The organism is Actinoplanes sp. ATCC 53533 (assembly GCF_003947245.1).
The window spans coordinates 1-20,354 of sequence record NZ_QHHV01000007.1 but is presented as its reverse complement, the minus strand read 5'-3'; the positions used below and the strand labels follow the sequence as shown (position 1 = coordinate 20,354).

General features: G+C 70.0%; 21 protein-coding genes and 1 pseudogene. 14 read left to right on the top strand and 8 right to left on the bottom strand.

The features are described 5' to 3' along the window. The first annotated feature begins 12 nt into the window (after positions 1-12). The 5 genes from DMB66_RS02565 (at position 13) to DMB66_RS02545 (ending at position 3,881) form a co-directional block, all read left to right on the top strand. Positions 13-936: a DNA-3-methyladenine glycosylase gene (locus tag DMB66_RS02565; RefSeq protein WP_125802367.1), complete on the top strand. Its 924-nt coding sequence runs from the start codon at positions 13-15 to the stop codon at positions 934-936. A 390-nt stretch (positions 937-1,326) separates the two neighbouring features. Continuing rightward, on the top strand, positions 1,327-1,572 hold the full coding sequence (locus DMB66_RS02560) for a hypothetical protein (RefSeq protein WP_125802366.1): 246 nt from the start codon (positions 1,327-1,329) through the stop codon (positions 1,570-1,572). A gap of 206 nt (positions 1,573-1,778) precedes the next feature. Next, positions 1,779-2,207: an Rrf2 family transcriptional regulator gene (locus tag DMB66_RS02555; protein ID WP_125802365.1), complete on the top strand. Its 429-nt coding sequence runs from the start codon at positions 1,779-1,781 to the stop codon at positions 2,205-2,207. Between the two features lie 27 nt (positions 2,208-2,234). Then, a complete protein-coding gene (locus tag DMB66_RS02550) occupies positions 2,235-3,467 on the top strand; it encodes a globin domain-containing protein (protein WP_125802364.1) in 1,233 nt (410 codons plus the stop codon). 189 nt (positions 3,468-3,656) lie between these two features. Further along, a complete protein-coding gene (locus DMB66_RS02545; protein WP_233624246.1) occupies positions 3,657-3,881 on the top strand; it encodes a hypothetical protein in 225 nt (74 codons plus the stop codon). Positions 3,882-4,555: 674 nt separating this feature from the next. Here DMB66_RS02545 and DMB66_RS02540 read toward each other — a convergent pair. The 3 genes from DMB66_RS02540 to DMB66_RS02530 all read right to left on the bottom strand — a co-directional run bounded on the left by DMB66_RS02540 (position 4,556) and on the right by DMB66_RS02530 (position 6,714). Next, positions 4,556-5,083 carry a hypothetical protein gene (locus DMB66_RS02540; RefSeq protein ID WP_125802363.1) on the bottom strand — a complete coding sequence of 176 codons (528 nt, stop codon included), beginning with the start codon at positions 5,081-5,083 and terminating at the stop codon, positions 4,556-4,558. A gap of 156 nt (positions 5,084-5,239) precedes the next feature. Continuing rightward, the gene (locus tag DMB66_RS02535; RefSeq protein WP_125802362.1) at positions 5,240-6,253 is read right to left on the bottom strand and encodes a nitroreductase; all 1,014 of its coding nucleotides are present in this window, start codon (positions 6,251-6,253) and stop codon (positions 5,240-5,242) included. Further along, complete coding sequence (locus tag DMB66_RS02530; protein ID WP_125802361.1) at positions 6,250-6,714, bottom strand: DUF488 domain-containing protein; 465 nt, start codon at positions 6,712-6,714, stop codon at positions 6,250-6,252. The genes DMB66_RS02535 and DMB66_RS02530 overlap by 4 nt, the downstream gene beginning before the upstream one ends. 420 nt (positions 6,715-7,134) lie before the next feature. On the opposite strand from DMB66_RS02530, the gene DMB66_RS02525 reads away from it, so the two are divergent. From DMB66_RS02525 to DMB66_RS02485, 9 genes are all read left to right on the top strand, one after another. After that, positions 7,135-7,575 (top strand): OsmC family peroxiredoxin, encoded by a 441-nt coding sequence (locus DMB66_RS02525; protein WP_125802360.1) that lies wholly within the window; start codon positions 7,135-7,137, stop codon positions 7,573-7,575. Positions 7,576-8,176: 601 nt separating this feature from the next. Continuing rightward, positions 8,177-8,497: a TraR/DksA C4-type zinc finger protein gene (locus DMB66_RS02520; protein ID WP_233624245.1), complete on the top strand. Its 321-nt coding sequence runs from the start codon at positions 8,177-8,179 to the stop codon at positions 8,495-8,497. 69 nt (positions 8,498-8,566) lie between these two features. Continuing rightward, positions 8,567-9,004 carry an STAS domain-containing protein gene (locus tag DMB66_RS02515; RefSeq protein ID WP_125802359.1) on the top strand — a complete coding sequence of 146 codons (438 nt, stop codon included), beginning with the start codon at positions 8,567-8,569 and terminating at the stop codon, positions 9,002-9,004. Positions 9,005-9,028: 24 nt separating this feature from the next. Beyond that, positions 9,029-9,448, top strand: a complete 420-nt coding sequence (locus tag DMB66_RS02510) for a cupin domain-containing protein (RefSeq protein WP_233624244.1) — start codon at positions 9,029-9,031, stop codon at positions 9,446-9,448. A 46-nt stretch (positions 9,449-9,494) separates the two neighbouring features. Next, positions 9,495-10,766 carry an NAD(P)/FAD-dependent oxidoreductase gene (locus DMB66_RS02505; protein ID WP_125802357.1) on the top strand — a complete coding sequence of 424 codons (1,272 nt, stop codon included), beginning with the start codon at positions 9,495-9,497 and terminating at the stop codon, positions 10,764-10,766. After that, the gene (locus DMB66_RS02500; RefSeq protein ID WP_125802356.1) at positions 10,763-11,779 is read left to right on the top strand and encodes a universal stress protein; all 1,017 of its coding nucleotides are present in this window, start codon (positions 10,763-10,765) and stop codon (positions 11,777-11,779) included. The genes DMB66_RS02505 and DMB66_RS02500 overlap by 4 nt, the downstream gene beginning before the upstream one ends. A 7-nt stretch (positions 11,780-11,786) precedes the next feature. Continuing rightward, positions 11,787-12,398: a hypothetical protein gene (locus tag DMB66_RS02495; protein WP_125802355.1), complete on the top strand. Its 612-nt coding sequence runs from the start codon at positions 11,787-11,789 to the stop codon at positions 12,396-12,398. A 209-nt stretch (positions 12,399-12,607) separates the two neighbouring features. After that, positions 12,608-13,480, top strand: coding sequence for a universal stress protein (locus DMB66_RS02490; RefSeq protein ID WP_125802354.1), 873 nt, complete (start codon positions 12,608-12,610; stop codon positions 13,478-13,480). 323 nt (positions 13,481-13,803) lie between these two features. Beyond that, positions 13,804-14,673: a universal stress protein gene (locus DMB66_RS02485; RefSeq protein WP_370318327.1), complete on the top strand. Its 870-nt coding sequence runs from the start codon at positions 13,804-13,806 to the stop codon at positions 14,671-14,673. Here the strand turns inward: DMB66_RS02485 and DMB66_RS02480 are convergent. The 5 genes and pseudogenes from DMB66_RS02480 to DMB66_RS02460 all read right to left on the bottom strand — a co-directional run. Beyond that, positions 14,646-17,055, bottom strand: a pseudogene (locus DMB66_RS02480) (glycoside hydrolase family 65 protein). The gene DMB66_RS02485 and the pseudogene DMB66_RS02480 sit on opposite strands and share 28 nt — an antisense overlap. After that, positions 17,052-18,200: an HAD-IC family P-type ATPase gene (locus tag DMB66_RS02475; RefSeq protein WP_233624248.1), complete on the bottom strand. Its 1,149-nt coding sequence runs from the start codon at positions 18,198-18,200 to the stop codon at positions 17,052-17,054. The pseudogene DMB66_RS02480 and the gene DMB66_RS02475 overlap by 4 nt, the downstream one beginning before the upstream one ends. Beyond that, positions 18,094-18,855, bottom strand: coding sequence for a hypothetical protein (locus DMB66_RS63430; protein WP_125802351.1), 762 nt, complete (start codon positions 18,853-18,855; stop codon positions 18,094-18,096). Before DMB66_RS63430 ends, DMB66_RS02475 begins: the two co-directional genes overlap by 107 nt. Beyond that, positions 18,821-19,807 carry an HAD-IC family P-type ATPase gene (locus DMB66_RS02465; RefSeq protein ID WP_125802350.1) on the bottom strand — a complete coding sequence of 329 codons (987 nt, stop codon included), beginning with the start codon at positions 19,805-19,807 and terminating at the stop codon, positions 18,821-18,823. The genes DMB66_RS63430 and DMB66_RS02465 overlap by 35 nt, the downstream gene beginning before the upstream one ends. A gap of 318 nt (positions 19,808-20,125) precedes the next feature. Beyond that, positions 20,126-20,354, bottom strand: a 229-nt coding sequence (locus tag DMB66_RS02460; RefSeq protein ID WP_148112714.1) for a universal stress protein, incomplete at its 5' end; no start/stop codon positions are given.

Genomic DNA, 20,354 nt, shown 5'->3' with positions numbered 1-20,354 from the left:
TCGAGACCCGATATGGCTCAAGCCACGATTGTTCTGCCTGCGCCCCATCCATTTCGGCTGGACCTGACGGCCTGGGCGTTGCGACGACGCCGGAAGAACACCGTCGACCGGTGGGACGACGGCCAGTACAGCCGCGTCATCATCGCCGACGGACACCCCGCACGGCTGACAGCCGTTCAGGCGACGACCGGAGTCGAACCGACGCTGACCGTCACCGTGGAATCGGCAACACCCATCGGCGAGCGGTCCTTGAACGAGGCCGGCCTGCTCGTCCAGAAGATGTTCGGGCTATCGGTCGATCTTCGGCCCTTCTACGAGCTGGCCGACGACGACCCTGTCATCGGTCCGCTGGTGCAGCGGTTCCGCGGGCTGCGCCCGCCTCGCTTCCCGACCGTCTTCGAGGGACTGGTCAATGCGATCGCCTGCCAGCAAGTGACCCTGGATCTGGGGATCATCGTGCTGAACCGGTTGTCGCAGCGATTCGGGCCGCACCTCGTTGATCACGATCGTCTGCTACACGCGTTCCCTGCAGCGGCCGACCTGGCCGACGTGGGCGAGGAAACGATCCGCGAGCTCGGATTCAGCCGCCAGAAGGCGCGAGCGATCCAGCAGCTCGCCGCCCATGTCGTCGACACGAGTGTGGACCTGGAGCGGCTCGAGGGCTTGAACAACGACCAGGCTGTCGCCGCGCTGTCGCGCATACACGGCATCGGCCGGTGGTCCGCGGAGTATGTACTGCTGCGAGGACTCGGACGGCTGGACACCTTCCCGGGCGACGACGTCGGCGCACAGAACAACCTGCAACGCTTGTTCCACCTCGCCGGAAAGCCGACCTACGAATCTATCCGCCAGTTGACAACCCCGTGGCATCCCTACGAGGGCCTCGTCTACTTCCACCTGCTACTGGACAAACTGCGCGCCAACGGCACGCTATGACCTCTGCAGCCACGCAGACGACCAGCCAGCAAGCACGACTGGTCGGAAGCGACAACGGCCACGTCAGCCAATGCGGGTCGGCCCGTTCACGCGCAGCAGGGCCACCTGGTCCTCGGACAGGGCCTGCTGGGCGTCGGGGCCGGATCGCATGACCGCCCCGCTCGTTGGCGTCGCTGAGGCTGCCGCCGACTCGGCTGCCGACATCTCCGGCCGTCTCGTCAGTGCCGCGACCGGGCTGGCCGACGATGAGGCGGCCCGTCGCCGGGCGCAGGTCGCTCTGAAAGCTGGGTGCACCCATCGGGGTGTCGGCGTTCGTGGTGCTGATCCGGCAACGGCGTTCGGCTCTGCTGGGGCTGCTGATTGCCGCGGCCGTCGTGTCGTACTTCGTCGGTGAGCACACCGACGCTCGTGGTCATCGCGGTTATCCTCGCGATCAGTGTGGGGCAGCGGTGGGCCGACGAGTACCGCGCCGAGCGGGCCGGGGCAGCGTTGCGCGACAACGTCCGGCACCGGGCGGTGGCGGTTCGCAGCGGGATCGCCGGCAGCGTCGACGTGGTACAGGACGAGAATCCCTACACGATCGCGGTTGCCGGGGCGGGGGCAACAGCGCCGCCCCGGCCAGGTTTCCAGGTTTGAGGCTGGCGGTCGGCGCATTCGTCGGGAGCATCGATGCGGGGCGAGACCAAAGCCATCCGACGATGATCACCTCACGCAGTCCATCCACCGCCGGGCGGGGTCCCGGCGACGGCACATCCCAGCGACCGTCGGGCCTTCGGGTCCCATCACCGTGACGCCGCTCATAAAGAGGATTCTAAGAGTCCTGTTATCGGTAAGGTCGTGTCGTGCGGCTCAACAGATCCACGGACATCAGTCTTCGCATCCTCATGCTCTGTGCGGTGCGCGACGACCGGCTCACCATCGACGAGCTGGCCGAGTCGCTCGCGGTGCCCCGGCACCACCTGGCCAAGGTGGTGCAGCGGCTGCAGCATCTGGGGCTGCTGGAGACCGTTCGGGGTCGCAGCGGCGGGGTTCGCCTCGTCGCTGCCGCGCGCACCGCCTCGATCGGCGGCCTCGTCCGGACCTTGGAGGGCGAGACCGAGGTCGTCGACTGCGAGGGCGAGCCGCCCTGCCCGCTGCGTCAGGCCTGCCTGCTGCGCGCAGCGCTGCGCCGCGCCCAGGAGGCGTTCTACGCCACCCTCGACCCGATCACCGTCGGCGAGCTGAGCGCCCCGCCCACCCGGCAGGTGCTGCTCAGCCTCGGCCGGCCCTGACCGACCCACTGTCACCAGGAGAAACCGATGCTCTCTGCCACCAGCACCCCGGTCATCGAGGCCACCCTGCCGGTCGTCGGCAGGCACCTCGACCAGATCTCCGGCACCTTCTACGACACGATGCTCGGCGAGAATCCGGAGCTGCTCGACCTGTTCAGCCGCAGCGCGCAGGCCACCGGCGAGCAGCGCAGCGCCCTGGCCGGCGCGGTCGCCGCCTTCGCCGCGCACCTGGTCGGCGCGGGCCCGGAGGCCGCGGTCTTCGACCACATCGTGGAACGCATCGCCCAGCGACACTGCGCCCTGGGCATCCGCCCGGAGCAGTACACAATGGTCGGACGCTACCTGATGAGGGCGGTGACCGCGACGCTCGGCGACGCGGTCACCCCCGCGGTCGCCGCCGCCTGGGACGAGGTCTACTGGCTCTTCGCCGCCCGGCTGATCGGCCGCGAGGCGCGGCTCTATGCCGAGGCCGGGGTGGACGGCGCCGACCCGTGGCGCGATTACCTGGTGGCGAAGAAGATCGCCGAGGCGCACGACACGATGTCGTTCATCCTGACCCCGGTCGACGGCCTTCCGGCCCCCGCCTTCCTGCCAGGCCAGTATGTGACCGTCGCGGCCGACCTGCCTGACGGCAGCCGCCAGCTCCGGCAGTACTCGCTCTCCCAGGCGGCCACCGGCGGCACCCTGCGGATCACCGTACGGCGGGTACGCGGCAGCGACGGCGCCCCGGACGGCGTGGTCTCGGGCTACCTGCACGACCGGGTCGGCGCCGGCGACCGGCTGCGGCTGAGCCAGCCGTACGGCGACCTCACCCTGCGCAACAGCGCGGCGCCGCTCGTGCTGGTCAGCGCCGGAGTGGGCGTCACCCCGATGGCCGCGATCCTCGACCACGTGGCCCGCACCCAGCCCACCCGCCAGGTCACGATCGTGCACGCCGACCGCCACCCCGATCGCCACCCGCTGCGGCTGGACATGGCCGGCTACGGCTCGCGGCTGACGTCCTGCACCACCTTCGTCTGGTACGAGCAGACGAGCGACGCCCCGGGCGCGTACCAGGGTTTCGTCGACACCGACATCATCCCGCTGCACCCCGACGCCGAGGTCTACCTGTGCGGCCCGGTGCCGTTCATGCAGACCGTCCGAGCCGGGCTGCACCGCCGCGGGATCAGCGACGACCAGATCCGCTACGAGGTCTTCGGCTCCGAACAGTGGCGCGCCACGCCGAAGCGCCCGACCGCCGAATTGGCTACCACGGTCTGAACGCACGTCACGAGGGATCAGACCTTTTGGAATCTGCGACGAACCTTGCCGAAACCCGGCAAGGTCCGACTCCGTCTATCGCCGCCGTCAGCCCTATCCGCCGTTACCGTGCAAGCCCAATACTGTAGGTGGAGTTAGCGCGCCGAGAAACCTCTCAAGGCTTGCGGCGCGTCAAGGAGGCTGATAGTCATGCTGAAGAACAAGGACGGCCGGAAGCTGAGCCGGTTCCTGCGCTGGTTCCACCGGACCTTCGATGACTGGTCCTTCCGGTATCTGCTCGGGCCTGCCCAGGTCAGCAAGGCAGTCGATGGCACCGAACCAGCTGCGCGCGAGGGATGGAAGCACGATCTGGAACGCCGTAAGCGCTACAGCCGGGAGCAGCGCGAACGCAGGCACCGTGCCCATGTACCGTAAGCGGCAACTGACCACGCCCCTCGTCCGTCCAGCACCAGCGGCACCCGATGACCGCCCTACCTGACTCCGTCGTGTTTTCACAGAGGGCGGTCGCTCGCCCGCGTTTCCTCGCTACGCGTCTCCCCACGATCCCTCGACGCTGGGAAGGAGCCGGCGCCGCCGACGCGTCGGGCAATGCCTTCGCCGTCTGGAGGGCACGACGGCGTCCCGGCAAGGACCGACGCGAGCCAGCCGGTCACTGATCGGCTGCCGGCGGACACTGAGGACGCCCATAGTCAACGCTCCATGCGACGACCAGCGGCGCCGAGGTCAACCCCCGGCCCGTCCGGTCGCAGTACGCTGCAGCAACACGGCTCGAGATGCTCGCCCGCGCAAACCAAGGCGGTCGGTGCGGCCGACGCCGGCCAGCCAGCCGGCCTGTCGCGCGTGGCGGCACCGGCGATGACGCTGGACTCACCAAATAAGAAGGCCGGGTCGGCAGACATCGCGCGGGTGCCCGTTGCCGGCGACCTGGGGCGACACCGTTGATGGATGCCACCGACGCGCCCGTACCACGGTGGTCGCGTCCGTACCTCCTGGATGAGCGCACCTCACCGCTGCTGTCATTGTCTGTCCCGCAGAACTCACCGGTGGAGTCCGCTCGGCGGCGTAGTCGCAGTTTCGGTTTGCTCGGACTACGCGATGGCCGACAGCGCAGCCCAGCTGGCAAAGCCGAGTAGGGCCAGCCCGGCCCCCGCACCCGTGATGGCACTCGTGGCGACGGCGGTAGTTCGGGAGACGAGGACGGCTACGACCGCGACACCAGTCAACAGCGCCCCCAGTGCTATCAGGGACGGGCTTTTCAGGACCGGTGCCATCGGCCAGAAGTGAACGCCTACCACCAGGCAGACCCACGCGGCGATGTACTCGCCGCCTCCGCAGAGGGCGATCACGGCGGCGCCTACCGCGGCGATGGCGAACTCGACGCCGACGATGATGCCGTACCGGCGCATGGCGCCCGGTTCACCCAGCGCCGAACCACCTGACCAATTCCGCCACGCGTACACCGCACCGACCACGGCGACGATCAGACTCAGCACCGCGCCCACGATCAGCAGCGACCGCCACACCGGCGGGGGCTTCTCCTGCGCCCATCCGAACCAGCAGGACGCGAAGAAACCAAGGATCAGAGCGGACATCGCGCCGTCGCGTGCGTACTGCATCGAAGGATCTCCCATCGGTCGCCTTCGTAACGGTTGAGCGGGACGGCGGACTCGAGCTACCGCTGAACCCGGCTACGCACGTACGCACCTCGGGCGAAACGCGTCGAGGCCAAGAGATCTGGTGTCGATGAGTGGCGACTCCCGGTGCGCGTGGGATCAGAGCTGGTCCGCCGGTACCGCTGAGGTGTCGATCACCTGCGTGACAGCAAGCCGCGGTGTTCGCGGTGGCGGCCCGTGCTGTTCCGGATCGGCGATCCCCAGCCGCAGGGCGAGGTACGGATGGCCGAGGCCGGCGAGCAGGTGCCGCAGGATGTGCCAGCTGGCGGCGACCTCGACGACACCGCTGAGCGGCACCACCGACACGCCGATGGTGGTCGCGGTCAGCCAGGCCGCGGACAGCGCCTCTCCGGCACGCAACCAGTCCTGCGGTCCGTCACCGTCGCCGAACAGCAGCGCGTAGACCGCGGCCCGGTCGTGCCCGGCGCCGACCGGCAGTGTCCCGTGCCGACCGAAGTCGCGGCTGGGCACGGTGGTCTGCGTGGGGTGCTCGGGCAGCACACTGGCGGGGAGGCCGGCGCCCGACAGCCGGGCACGGCCGGCCCAGTACGTCAGCTCCGCGGCGATCTGCGGGTCGCCGGCTTCCACCGCCGCGGCCCGGCCTGCCGCGGAACCCAGGTCCGCCACGTTGTCGGAGGAGAGGATGTGCAGGCTGCCTTCCACGCAGGCCGCGGCCGCGACGGCCCGCAACCCCACCTCGGGTATGGACCGCTCGCTCACTGGCCGCCGGTCGGTGTGCCGGATGCGCATCGCGTGCGCCAGGCGCAGCGCCTCCATCGTCACCGGAGTCCGGCCGTGCACCACGAGCGTGGCCAGCAGGTCCGGATTGCTTGCTTGCGGGAACCGGGTAACGTGCGCCGACCAGCCGTCAGCAGCGAGTGCGATCCGGGCGTGGTGCAGGGCGGCCCCGCAGCTGAGCATCAGCTGCCGGCCCTGAGGGTCTCCGGCCGTCAGCTGGCGGCTGCGGGCGGCGAACAGGTCCAGTCGTTCCGGGTGTACCCGCCACAGCCACGGTTGGGTGTTGAGAATCGACGGCGCGTTCCCGGCCGCGGTAGCGGCGTCGGTGAACGCGACACAGGGCAGCCGGTCGACCGCCGTCGTCTCGTGTCTCATGCTCGGGCCTCCTGAGCGTCCGTATGCGGCGGACCGCCGACGTTCACCCGGCGGCGGCGTGAGGTCGAAGCAAGCGCCTCCGGCGCCGGGTCACGGGCTGTTCGGGCGGCGCGCAGAAGGTCACTGAGGACGGCTGCCTGGCTGCGCTCGACGTCTCGGGTGGCCGTCAGCAGCGTGACGGTCCTCGTGCGGGCCAGTTCCCGGAGCCGGTCGAGGGCGGCTGCTGGTCGGGCGTCGCGGAGTTCGACCAGGTAGCGGTCCCGGAACTCGGTGAACCGTTCCGGTCGGTGTCCGTACCAGCGGCGCAGCGGCGTGGACGGCGCGATGTCCTTCACCCACTCGTCGAGATGGACCGCAGCCTTGGTCAGACCGCGTGGCCACACCCGGTCGACCAGCACCCGGGCGCCGTCATCGGACGAGGGATCATCGTAGACCCGGCGAAGCCTTACCTGCCTTTCCATGGGTCCTCCTCGATGTGGATCGCTCGCGGTCACCACAACGACCGCAGTGCGAGGTGTCATCGCCAATGCTCGCGCCATGCCCTCCTCGCGGGACAGGTCTGTGGCCAGCACCTACCGCGGTGACAGATTGCCGGGTCTCGGCAACGCCGGACGACATGGTTGCCTCACCCCGGCATCAGCTCGACCTGGTGGCGTCTCACCGGAAGGGGTCAGGCGGAGGCCGATCACCACGGCGAGCGGATCGGTCCGGCGGCTCCGCACGAAACGCGAGCCATGATCGGGTGCGGGTTTCCGTGTGCCGGCCACGTCCACGGGGTCGCCGGCAGACCCGACGAGGGCTGAGCAGTCAAACCTGACGGGATTGGTGGTGTAGGCGACCGTCCGATCCGCTGGCCCGCATCGATACTCGAGGAGTCGCAGATGAGTATTGCCCAACGAACCGCAGAAACGACCTGGGAAGGCTCGTTGACCGCCGGCGGCGGAGTGATCCGCTCGGGGAGCGGCGCACTCGACGGGCTGGACGTGACCTGGGCGGCGCGCACGGAACCCGGCGGCAAGACCAGTCCCGAGGAATTGGTTGGCGCCGCTCACTCGTCCTGCTTCGCGATGGCGCTCGCGCTGCTGCTCGGCAAGGCCCACACGCCACCGGACCGCCTCAACGTCGCGGCAACGGTAACCCTGGACGACGTCGATGGCGTACCGACCATCGTCTCCTCCACGCTGCGCGTGGACGGCTGGGTGCCCCAGCTCGACGCGGCAGGCTTCCAAAAGGTCGTGGACGAGGCGGCCGCATTATGCCCCGTCTCACGGCTGTTCACCGGTGCTCGGATCAGCGTCGAAGCCACCCTGCAGCCGAGCTGACTCACGCCAGTCACCCAGTCGGGCGGCGAACCACCTCAGCACGATAGGCCGTGCGGGCGGCGGACCTGGGCAGGCCGTACCCGTTGTCCGGGGTCGCAGCCCGGGCGGCGGCACTCAGGGCCCGGGTGGCTGAGGGTCCCGTGCTTGCTGACGGTCGGCAACCACGCGCCTTGGTGTTGGCCGGTGCGGCCCGCTGCCATCGCGTTCCGCGGGGCACAGGCTGGACAGACGGGTGGTTGTTCTGGAACGAGCCAGGAGGCCGACGGTGACAAGTCACATGCTGACCCTGGCAGCGGGCCGCGTCCGCCCGCCCCCGGGAACGGTATTCGACCGCCCGGGTGCCCCGAGACGCGCCGGTCGCATCCGACACCGACCGCCGATCATGACAGGGGCGGGACTCGACTGTGGAACGTCGAGCACGGTGTCCACGCCGCGCCACGCGCGGTCTAAGCGCTGAGCCGGCAGCCCGCCATCGCGGGCGGAAGCCGCCGTACATGACCAACGCCCGCACCGTGGCAGTGCCACACCCACCCAGCCGGACTTGCGTGCGGGGTTGGTTGGCATCCGCACCCGTTACCGGAACTGTGAAAGGACCATTGAGGTGACCAGCACCGTGCAGGACCCGATCGACCTGCTCCGCACCAGGTTGGAGGAGCAGTTCCAGCGGAGCACCGACCAGCTCGCCGAGCTCACCGTGCGCAGCCGGCAGCCGGGCCGCGGCGGCTACGACCACGACACGCTCGCCGCGCTCATCGCGTCGGCCCGCCAGGCGGTGTCCGACACCGCTCAGGCGCTGCGTCGCATGGGCGAGGGCAGCTACGGCACCTGCGAACGCTGCACGGCCGACATTGCGCTGCAACGACTGGAGATCCTTCCGCACGCCCGGTTCTGCGTGCCGTGTCAGCGCAGCCAGAACGGCTGACACCGGCGACGAACGCCACCGCACGACGATGCACGCGACAGGACATCGGCACACCGCCTGGAGGCCTTCATGCGTTTCTCGTTGACCCGACATCACCGTGACGACGGGCTGGTCACGCTGGCCCCTGCCGGCGACGTGGACATGGACGCCGTCGACGCGCTGGGATCAGCCCTTCAGGACACCCTGCACACATCGGACCGCATCGCCGTGGTCGTCGACCTGGCCCGGGTGACGTTCCTGGACTGCGCCGGCATCGGCGCACTGGTAGTCGGCTGCAACACCGCCGTCAGCCGGGGATGCGACTTCACGGTGGTCAACCCGCAGCGCCAGGTCCGCCTGGTCCTGGAACTCACCGGCGTCTTCACCGCCCTCACCGGGCGCCACCCGCAGCCGGCACCGGTGACCGGCCGAGCAGCGCGGTCACACCGTTCCCGGCGCCACCGCGACGACCGGTGGGTTGCGGCGACACCGTCGAGCGCCGGTGTCTACGCCTCGCCACACGGATAGGAGTTGGTGATGGAGAAGTGGTCGTTGACGGCGCTCGCCGATGGACTGCTGAGCCACGCGCTCAGCGCGTCGAGCCGCCGTGATATGCGCACCATTGATGGCGGGCGTCCGCACCTGCTCTACCAGAGCGTGATCGCCTTGGCCCGCGGCCAACGGATCGAGGAACACGACAACCCGGGTGAGGCGACCGTGCTGGTGCTACGCGGCCGGGTGCGGGTCACGGCCGGCGACGACACCACCGACGTATCGACCGGTCAGTTAGTCATCGTGCCCGGCGTCCGGCACTCGGTGACAGCCCTGGAGGACGCGGTCCTGCTGCTCACCATCGCCAAACGAACGACACCGACTTCGGCTGACCGGGTGAACCCCGACCTGGCCGATTCCTACCACCGTCAACGCCAGCGCGGGCACCGCCGCTGGCCCGTGAACGCACCGCTGCCTTAGCCACCGACGACCGAGCCACGACGACGCATCGCAAGGAGAGAAGCCGATGAGAGATCCACAAGTGTTCGTGATCGTCGGGGCCGGGTTGGCCGGGGCGAAGGCCGTGCAGACGCTGCGGAAGTCCGGCTTCGGCGGCGAGATCGTGCTGCTCGGTGAGGAACCCGAACGGCCCTATGAGCGGCCGCCGCTGTCCAAGGGTCTGCTGCTCGGTACGGCCGAGCGTGAGTCGGTGTTCGTGCACGAGCCCGGCTGGTACGCCGCGCATGATGTGGACCTGCGCACCGCTACCCAGGTATCCGCGGTCGACCGCGGATCCCGGCAGGTCGAACTGGGCGGCGGTCAGCGCATCGGCTACGACGCGCTGCTGCTGGCCACCGGTGCGACACCCCGCCGCTTGGACGTCCCCGGCGCCGACCTCGACGGGGTGCTGCCGTTGCGGACCCTGGCCGACAGCGACCGGATCGCGGCCGCGCTCGTCGGCGGCGGCCACCTGGTGGTTGTCGGTGCCGGCTGGATCGGGTTGGAGGTCGCCGCCGCCGCTCGCCAGCGCGGCGCCACCGTGACCGTCGTGGAACACTCCGAACTGCCGTTGCTGCGGGTGCTCGGGCTGGGCATCGCCCGGGTCTTCGCCGACCTGCACCGCGACCACGGGGTCACCTTCCGCTTCGGCGCCGCCGTGCAGGCCTTCCGCGGCCAGGGCCGGGTATCCGCGGTCGTGCTGGGCGACGGTACCGAACTGCCAGCCGACGCGGTCGTCGTCGGCGTCGGGGTCCGACCCAACGTCGCGCTCGCCGAGCAGGCAGGACTGACCGTCGACAACGGCGTCGTCGTCGACCAGGCGCTCCGCAGCAGCGACCTGCGCGTCTACGCCGCCGGGGATATCGCCAACGCCTACCACCCTGTGTACCGCACGCATCTGCGGGTCGAGCACTGGGCCACGGCGCTGCACTCGGGTCCGGCCGCCGCCCGGTCCATGCTGGGCGCCGAGGTCGTCTACGACCGGCTGCCCTACTTCTACACCGACCAGTACGACCTGGGCATGGAGTACACCGGCTACGCCCCGCCCGGCGGATACGACACCGTCGTGGTGCGCGGGGACCTCGCTAAGCGGGAGTTCATCGCGTTCTGGACCGCCGGCGGGCGGGTGATGGCCGGCATGAACGTCAACGTCTGGGACGTCACACCCCACATCGAGGACCTGATCCGTAGCAGGAAGCCGGTCGATCTTGCCCGGCTCGCCGACCCCGGCATCGCCCTGGACGACATCACACCGGTGGACACACAGCCGCTTGCCTCCGGAAGGAGCAACAGATCATGACCAGTGAACCGGCCGCAGCGATCGTGGTGGGCATCGACGGCTCCCCACCCAGCCTGCACGCCCTGGACTGGGCCGTCCGCGAGGCCGTCACCCGGCGACGGCCGCTGCGGATCGTGCACGCGTTCCAGTGGCCGCTGACCAACGAACTGATGGGACCACCGGCGGTAGGCCCGCCCGACGCCGGACTCCAGCACGCCGCCGAACAGGTCCTGTCGGCCGCAGCCGATCGGGCCCAAGCCGCCGCACCTACCCTACGAATCAGCACCGACCTGCCGGCGGACGTTCCCGCATCGGCACTGATCGACGCCTCGCACAACGCGGACCTTGTGGTCGTCGGCCACCGCGGCCTCGGCGGATTCACCGGCCTGCTCGTCGGATCCGTCGGCGTGCAGACCGCCGCCCACGCCGCGTGCCCCGTCGTCGTCATCCGCGACAACGACACCGGTCATGGCCGCACCGGACCCGGTGCCGGCCAGGTGGTGGTGGGCGTCGACGACTCGGACCCGTCGGGCCTGGCCGTCGACTTCGCCTTCACCCACGCCGCCCGGCACGGAATAGGGGTGGTAGCGATCCACGCCCACCGCACCGCAGCCGCCGCACCCGACGCATCGCGGGTCGCCGCGTCCGACGCTCGACACGAAGGCCCTGCCCATATGCTCACCGAGGTCCTGGCCGGATACCGCGCCAAGTACCCGGACGTGCCGGTGCAGGGGAAACTGGTTCGCGGCCGCCCGGCCGCCGTCCTGGTCGCCGAATCGGCCGGTGCGGCGCTGACGGTCGTCGGGTCCCGTGGCCGCGGCGGGTTCACTGGCCTGCTGCTCGGTTCCACCAGCCAGGGAGTCCTGCACCACGCGTCCAGTCCCGTCGCGATCGTCCGCGCCCGGCAGTCCCACCGTCGCGGCGCCACCACCCGAGCCCGGCGCAACGCGCCGGACACCGGCGACCTGACCGCGGTGACCGCACCGACCGGAGAACCGGCAGAAGCCGGCACCGGTCCGCCGCCCTCATCGTGAGGCCTACATGGCCGACTCCCCGGCAGCCAAGGCGCTCCGCGACAGCCGCATCTTCCCCATCTTCGAAGGCTCCAACGACGTGCTGCGCTCCTTCGTCGCCCTCGCCGGGCTGAAAACCGTCGCCGACGAGGTCGCAGACCTGAGAGGCCTCAACCTGGCCGACCCGATCGACGGCATCGGCGTGCTCGCCGACTACGTCGGCCACCGCGTCCGACGTCGGCTAAGACCCGACCGGCTCGACACCGCCCACCCCACCCTCACCCGCCACAGCGACCGGGTCACCGAGCAGGTAGGCCAGTTGCGTGCCACGGCCGAGAAGCTGCTGCGCATCCACGGCAGCGACATCCAGAACCAGCAACGCCAGCAGAAACGGCTCACCCACGCGGCCATCGACATCTACGCGCAGATCGCCACCATCTCCCGCACCACCGCCCTGTTCAACGACCAAGGCGTCGAAGCGTCCGGGCAGGAACGCTCCATCGCCACCTCCTTCTGCGGCTGCGCGGCCACCCGCGTCGCCGAACAGTTCAACCGCGTCGACGACAACGACGACACCCAAACCCACGCCGTCGCCCGGCTGACCTACAACCGCGGCGGCTACACCCCACGGCTGCCCTGACACCGTGGCCACGTAGCACCCGTCGGTTCGGCAGCCAACCGGTTGCGGTACCGATCGCGCCGGACGGCACGACACAAGCCGCGACTCCCCGCGCCAGGAGAGTCATCCAAACAACCAGCGGTTCAGCTCACCGAGCCACCGCAACCAACCTCGAGCATCGTTCGCCGCGCAACTGACCAACGGAACCGTTTTCCGATCTGGAGGCACAGATGAGACACCCCGCCATCGTCGTCGGCATCGACGGCTCCGAGCAGAGCCGGACCGCGGTGCGATGGGCCGCCTCCGAGGCCCGACTACACGACATCCCACTGAAGATCCTCACCGCGTACACATGGAACGGGCCGCCAGAGGCGTTCGGGGGTGTGGGAGAACTGCCGGACGTCATCACGCAACAGTTCGACCAGCTGGCAGCCGGCGCCGTCGCCGAGGCGCGGGCATGGGAGCCGGGCATCGAGGTCTCCGGTGCTGCCGTGACCGGCGACCCGGCCTCGGTCCTGCTGGACGCCGGCCGGACCGCAGCCTTGCTGGTGGTGGGCAACCGTGGGCGCGGCGGCTTCGCCAGCCTGCTGCTCGGCTCGGTCAGCCAGCAGGTCGCCACCCACGCGACCGGCCCTGTTGTCGTCGTCCGCGGCCAACGTGAAACCCCCTCCGGCCCGGTCATGGTCGGCGTCGACGGTTCGGCCTCGGCGCAGCGCGCCCTGGCGCTCGGATTCGACGAGGCGCAGCGGCGCGGCCGCGGGCTGCTCGCGGTTCGCAGCTACCCGGTGCCGATGCCACCGTACGGAATGGACATGCCACCGCTGCCCTACGACCAGGACGCGGCCTCGCGAGACGCGGCCCGCGACCTCGACGCGACGCTGACGCCGTGGCGGGACAAATACCCCGCAGTGCGGGTGCAGACCCTCATCGAGCCGGGCAGTCCGGCGAGGAACCTGGTCGACGCGTCCCGCGAGGCGACTCTGCTGATCGTCGGCAGCCGCGGCCACGGCGCGCTGGTCGGCAGCCTGCTCGGCTCCGTCGGCCAACAACTCCTGCACCACGCCGACTGCCCAGTGATGATCGTCCACCCTGAACAACCGTGACCAGCGGCGTCCCGGGGACCGGCTCGAAGCAAACAAGGGCCGCCGTCCCCGACCCGATCGCCACGCCGACATCCGCTTCTCAACCGACAGGCAGCGACACCCCTGGTCCACGGTCGCCCGCGCACGCACACGTAAGGCAGTCCAGCGCCGGCTCCGCAACGTCGTGGCCGGCCCGGACGGGCAGAACAGGACAGGACGAAGAGTCCCTGGTGTTCCTGCTCCGCGTCGAGCAGGTCCCCGGCAGAGGCATACCTGACCTATCTGCCTACCACTAGTGAGGAGTCCGGCACATGACCAGCACCGCACAACCGAGCTCAGGGCCGCTGACCGAGACGCCGGCCCGGGTCCTCGTCGGCTACGACGGATCGCTATCTGCCGGCGCGGCGATCGAGGTTGGCGCGTCCCTGATCCCCGAGGCGCAGGCCTGGATCGGCCACCTCTGGACACCGCCGTTCGCGAGCGAGGCGCTGCGGCGACGGTTGTGGAAGGGCACCGCCGCGGTCAACGAGTTCGTCGACGCCATCGAGCGGGAGGGAGCAGCAGAGGCGAATCGGCTGGCCGCGATGGGTGTCACCCTCGCCGTCGGCGCCGGCTGGCAGGCTGAGGCGCTGGTCGAGCGCACCTACGGCGGCGAGGGCCTGCAGTTCACCCAGCTCGCCGAGAAGCTCGACCCGGACCTGGTACTGGTCGGATCTCGCGGGCTCGGCGGCGCCAAAGCTGTCCTGGGCAGCGTCTCCGACATGGTCGTGCACTACGCGTCCCGGCCGGTGCTCGTCGTCGCTCACCCGCTACTGATGGCGGAGCGGGCGGCACTGATCGACGGGCCGGTGATCATCGGATGGGACGGCTCCGTCGGTGCGCAGGCTGCACTCGCGGTGGCGACACGGCTGTTCCCCACGCGAACCTTGGAGCTGGCCGGCGTCGACCAGGGCGACCGGAACCCGCCGCCTGCCGGTGGCCATGACGTGACCTCGCTGACGGCGGATAGGCGGCATGTCACCGTTGCACGGACTGTGGCCGAGACGCTGGCGGGCCACGCGCGTCAGCGTCAGGCGGCGCTGGTGGTCGTGGGCTCGCGGGGGAGGTCCGCGGTACGCGAGATCCTGCTCGGCAGTGTGGCGGCGGCGACCTTGCACCATGCCCACCGGCCGGTCATGGTCGTGCCTCACGACGCCTCATCAGACGCTTCCTGACGCGGCGACGCCGGGTCGGGAGCGCGGCCGGCGGGTTGGCGAGGCGCGGGCAGCAGCGGCTCGAGCGGTACGACGGCGCGCACCACCGGTTCGTCGGGGCCGACCTCGACCCGTTCGCCGTAGAGCAGGACCGGCAAGCGGGCATCGGATCGGTCGCGCAGCCGGAGCTGGACCTTCTCGTGGTCGGCGTCGACGAACAGGCGCAGTCCGCTGTGCCGGAGCCGGAAGGCCAGCCGGGTAATGCCGGTGGGTAACCGCGGCGCCAAGGCCAACAGGCCGTGGTGCTGGCGCAGCCCGCCGAAACCCTCGACGATGGCCGACCACGCCCCGGCGAGCGACGCGATGTGCAAACCGTGGCGGGTGTTGGCGTGCAGGTCTCGCAGGTCGATCAGGGCCGCTTCCCGGGCGTAGTCGTGTGCCAGTTCCAGGTGGCCGACCTCGGCGCACATCACGGACTGGGTACACGCGGACAGCGAGGAGTCCGGACGGTGATCCGCTCGTAGTAGTCGACGTTGCGGGCCTTCTGCTCGGCGGTGAACGCGCCCGGGCACCAGTGCATCGCCAGGACCAGGTCGGCTTGTTTGACGACTTGGCGGCGGTACAGCAGGAAGTACGGGGCATGCAGCATCAGCGGCCGCTGGTCGCGGGAGGCGGTGAAATCCCACGGTGCGTAGCGGGTGAATCCCTCGGCCTGAGGGTGCACGCCGAGCCGGTCGTCGTAGGGCACGTATACGGCGTCGGCGGCCGTCTGCCAGCTGGTCAGTTCGTCCGGGCCGACACCGAGCCGGTCGGCGTCGTCGGGGTGGCGGATGCAGGCGTCGGCGGCGGCGCGCAGGTTCCGGGCGGCCATCAGGTTCGTGAAGGTGTTGTCGTCGGCGACCGCGCTGTACTCGTCCGGTCCGGTGACCCCGTCGACGTGCCAGCTCCCGTCGTGGGTGTGGTGGCCGTGCGACGCCCACAGCCGGGCGGTTTCGACGAGGATCTCGAGTCCGCAGTCGCGTTCCAGGTCGGTGTCGCCGGTGACCTGCCGGTAGAGGTCGACCGCGCGGGCGATGACGGCGTTGAGGTGTAGCGCCGCGGTGCCGGCCGGCCAGTACGCTGAGCATTCCTCGCCGTGGATGGTCCGCCAGGGGAACGCCGCCCCGGACAGGCCGAGCGTGCGGGCCCGCCTCCGCGCCAGGTCGAGGATGGTGTGCCGCCAGCGCAGCGTGTCGGCGGCAGCGTGCGGCAGGGTGTAGGTCAACAGCGGCAGGACGAAGCCTTCGGTGTCCCAGAAGGCATGTCCGTCGTATCCGGGACCGGTCAGGCCTTTGGCGGCGATGGCCCGCCGCTCGGCGCGGGCGCCGGCCTGCAGTACGTGGAACAGGCCGAACCGGATCGCCTGCTGTGGAACAGGCCGAACCGGATCGCCTGCTGCAGCACCGGGTCCCCGTCGATCTCGACGTCCGCGGCGTCCCAGAACTGGTCCAGGTAGCTGCCCTGTTCAGCGGTCAGGCCCGGCCAGCCGGTGTATCGGGCGCCGGTCAGGGCCGCCGCGGCCTGATCGCGGAGCGCCTGCGGTGAGCGGGTCGCGCTCCAGCCGTACCCGAGATACTTGACGACACGCAGTCGCTGGCCGGGACGCAGGACGGTGACCACGGTGGTGCGGGCCCAGTCGTCGCGGACGTCGGTCTCCTCGTCGTAGTCGCCCGGTGCGGTGATCTCGTGGTCCATGCCGGCCGCGATCAGCAGGCCGCTGACCCTGGTGCGGTGCAGCAGCACCGCGCCGTGCTGCTCGGTGTCCTGTTCCACGGCCGCGAGGGGTCGGTCCAGGGCGGCGGCGACCCGGGGATCGCCGGGGGTCTGCGGCTGTGCTTCGTTGGCGACCAGGCCCGACTGCACGGTGATCCGCAGATCCGAGTCGACGGCCTCGACGGTGTAGTCGATCGCGGCGACCGCCCGCTGGGTGAAGGACACCAGCCGGGTGCTGCCGATCCGCACCCGACGGCCCGCCGGCGACACCCAGTCGACCTGGCGGCGCAGTACGCCGGCGCGCAGGTCGAGCACCCGTTCGTGGGCCAGCAGCCGGCCGTGACCCACATGGAACGGTTCGTCATCCACGACCAATCGGATGAGTTTGCCGTTGGTGACGTTGACGATGGTCTGTCCCTGTTCGGGGTAGCCGTAGCCGCCCTCGGGGTAGGGCAGCGGGCGCTGCTCGTAGACGCCGTTGAGATAGCTGCCGGGGATGACGTGCGGTTCGCCCTCGTCGAGGTTGCCGCGCAGCCCGAGATGGCCGTTGGAGAGGGCGAACACCGACTCCGTCTGGGCCAGCAGATCCGGGTTCCATGTCGGCTCGCGCACCAGCCACGGCCCTACCGGGAAGAGCGGGTCGCTGCTCATGCGGGGACCTCCGTGGTCTGCCGGCGTGTCTGCCGGGTCTGGCGGCGCAGGACGCCCTTGACCAGTTCGCCGGCGATCAGGATGCTGGTGCCGACCGCGGCGCAGGTCAGCCATTGCCCGGATGTCAGGTCGGTGGTGGTGAACAGGCCGTGCAGGACGTCCATCTCGACGAGCAGGACCAGAAGGGTGACCACGACGGCGGTGGCGGCGAACGCCGACCGGTTCTCAAGCGTCTCGCGGCGGAACACGCTGCGGGTGTCGTGTCGGACGTTGAGCAGGTTGAACGCCTGGAAGAACACGAACGTCACGAACGCCATGGTGCCGGCGACGCTGGCCTGGCCGGGGGTGGGCGCGGGTCCGGGGCCCCACACCAGTACGGCGAGGGTGCCGGTGGCCATCACCGTGCTGGCGAGCCCGATGCGTAGCAGCCGCTGCCGGTTGAGGATCCGTTCGTGGCGGGGTCGCGGCGGCCGGCTCATGGCGTCCGCGCTGACCGGTTCGACACCGAGCGACATCGCGGGTGGTCCGTCCATGACCAGATTGACGAACAGGATCTGCAGCGCGGTGAACGGGGCGCCGCCGGCGATGCCGGTCAGCGACGCGATCAGGAACGTCGCGACGAATCCCAGCGCGGTGGAGACCTGGAAGCGGGTGAAGCTGACGATGTTCGCGTACACGCCGCGGCCCTCGCGGACAGCGGCGACGATGGTGGCGAAGTTGTCATCGGTCAGCACCATCGTCGCGGCTTCCTTGGTCACCTCCGTGCCGGTCATTCCCATGGCGACACCGATGTCGGCCTTGCGCAGCGCGGGGGCGTCGTTGACGCCGTCGCCGGTCATCGCGACCACGTCGCCGCGGTCCTGCAGCACCCGCACGATCCGGATCTTGTGGCTCGGGGAGACCCGTGCCACCACCCCGATGTCGTCCAGCCGGCGGGCCAGAACGGCGTCGTCGTCGATCGCGTCCAGGTCGGCCCCGGTCACAGCCTGCCCGGGGATGCCCAGTTCCCCGGCGATGGCGGCAGCCGTGACGGCGTGGTCACCGGTGATCATCCGCACCCGGATACCGGCGTCGCGACACTCGGCGATGGCCTGGCGCGCTTCGGGACGCGGCGGGTCGACGATACCGACGAGGGCGACGAGCACCAGCCGGTCGAGCATGTCCTTCGGATCTCGGGCCGGGTCGAATCCGACGGCCGGGAAGTCCTCCACGCCGACAGCCATCACCCGCATGCCCTGCGCGGCCAGCCCCCCCGTTGGCCTGCTCATACCTGGTCTGCGCGGCGGCGTCGAACGCCACGACGGCGGACTCGCCCAGATAACGGTCGGCTCGCGCGGACAGCACGTCCGGGGCACCCTTGACGAAGCACCGCACCACCTCCTCGTGCTGGTCGTCGGTCCAGCGGTGGAAGGTCGCCATGAACTTGTAGTCGGAGTCGAACGGGATCTCCAGGATCCGGGGACGTTCGGCACGCAACGCCGCGACGTCGATGCCGCCCTTCTCCGCGAGGACCACCAGGGCGCCTTCCGTCGGGTCGCCCACCACATCGCCGTCGCGCAACACCGCGTCGCTGCACAACGCCATCGCGAGCAGCGCATGGTTGAGGGTGCCCGGCAGCGGCGACCCGTCGGTCGTGCGGATCCGCCCGTCCGTCTGGTAGCCCTCACCGGATGCTGTGAAGCGGCGGCCCGCGAGCAGCATCTCGCGGGCGGTCATCTGGTTGAGTGTCAGCGTGCCGGTCTTGTCCGTACAGATCTGCGAGGTGCTACCCAGCGTCTCCACCGACGCCAGCCGCTTCACGATGGCACCCCGCCTGGCCAGCCTGCCCGTACCCCATGGCCAGCGTGAACGCGACCACCGCCGGCAGGCCTTCCGGGATCGCCGCGACGGCGAGCGAAACCGCAGTGACGAACAGGACGCTGAACTGTTGCCCACGCATCAGCCCGAGGATGAACACCACGGCGATGACGACCGCGGCGATGATCGCGAGCGTGCGGCTCAACGTGTTGATCTGACGCTGCAACGGGCTCTGCCCGGCCGTGGCGCCGTGCAGCATGTGCGCGATACGGCCCATCTCAGTCCGCATGCCCGTCGCGGTGACCAGCACCTCACCACGGCCCCGGGTGACCGCCGTGTTCATGTAGACGGTGTTCACCCGATCCCCGAGGGCTGCATCCTGGTCGACCTCGACCGACGCCGACTTGGCCACCGGCTGCGCCTCGCCGGTGAGCATCGACTCCTGCACCTCCAGGGATGTCGCCTGAAACAGCCGGCCGTCCGCGGGCACCCGGTCGCCGGGCTCGACCACGACCACGTCGCCGGGTACCAGGTCGTCGGCGTCCAACCTCATGATCCGCCCGTCGCGCCGCACGGTGGCCGTGGTGACGCTCATCCGCCGCAACGCGTCCAGCGACGCCTGTGCGCGGGACTCCTGCGCGAAGCCGATCACCGCGTTCAACAACACGACGAACCCGATCGCCGCCGGGGTCTCCCACTCCCGGCTCACCAGCAACGACACCACCGCCGCGACCAGCAGGATCACGATCAACAGATCCTGAAACTGTCGCAGGAACGCCCGCCACCACGGCGTCCTCGAAGCCTCGGCGAGCCGGTTCGGACCGTACCGCTCCAGCCGGCGCCCAGCATCCACGGCCGAGATCCCTGTATTCAGGTCGGTCCCGAAATGGTGGGCCGCGTCGCTGGCCGGATTTGTGTGCCACGGCGTCGGGTCGATCGATCGGGGATCGCTCATCCCTTGTCCTTCACGAGAATGCCTCCCACCTGCCTGCGCTCCGCTAGAGCTGTTCGCCGTGGCGCGAGGCGGTTGGAGCTCATGTGCGCCCGGCTGGTCTACATCTGATCACCATTTCGTCCACGCTGCCTCACACGACAATGAGGCGACCGGTCACACGGTGGACGGCCCTGGCGGGCTCCGCTGCCGATTCGTGTTCGCCCAGTACCGGCGGTCTGCGCCCGTACCTGGCGAAAGCTCCGCACGCCGCCACGAGACGTCACAGGGCCGATCGCTTCGGTGATCCGGTCTCGGATCCGGCGACGTAGGCTGCCCTGGCTAAAACCTGGACCGCGTTGAAACCGCCGCGACATCGGCGTCGGTGAGCGGCGTTGCCGCCGTCGACCGTGACGGCACCGTGATGATCGGCAACGACGTGACCTGGAGCAGACGAGCGGCGACACTGCCGAGCATGAGGTTGATCAGTGATCCATGCCCGCGGTTGCCGATGACGAGCACGTCAGCGGCAGCGGCTTCGGCAAGCTCCAGAATTGTGCGCGGAACGTCG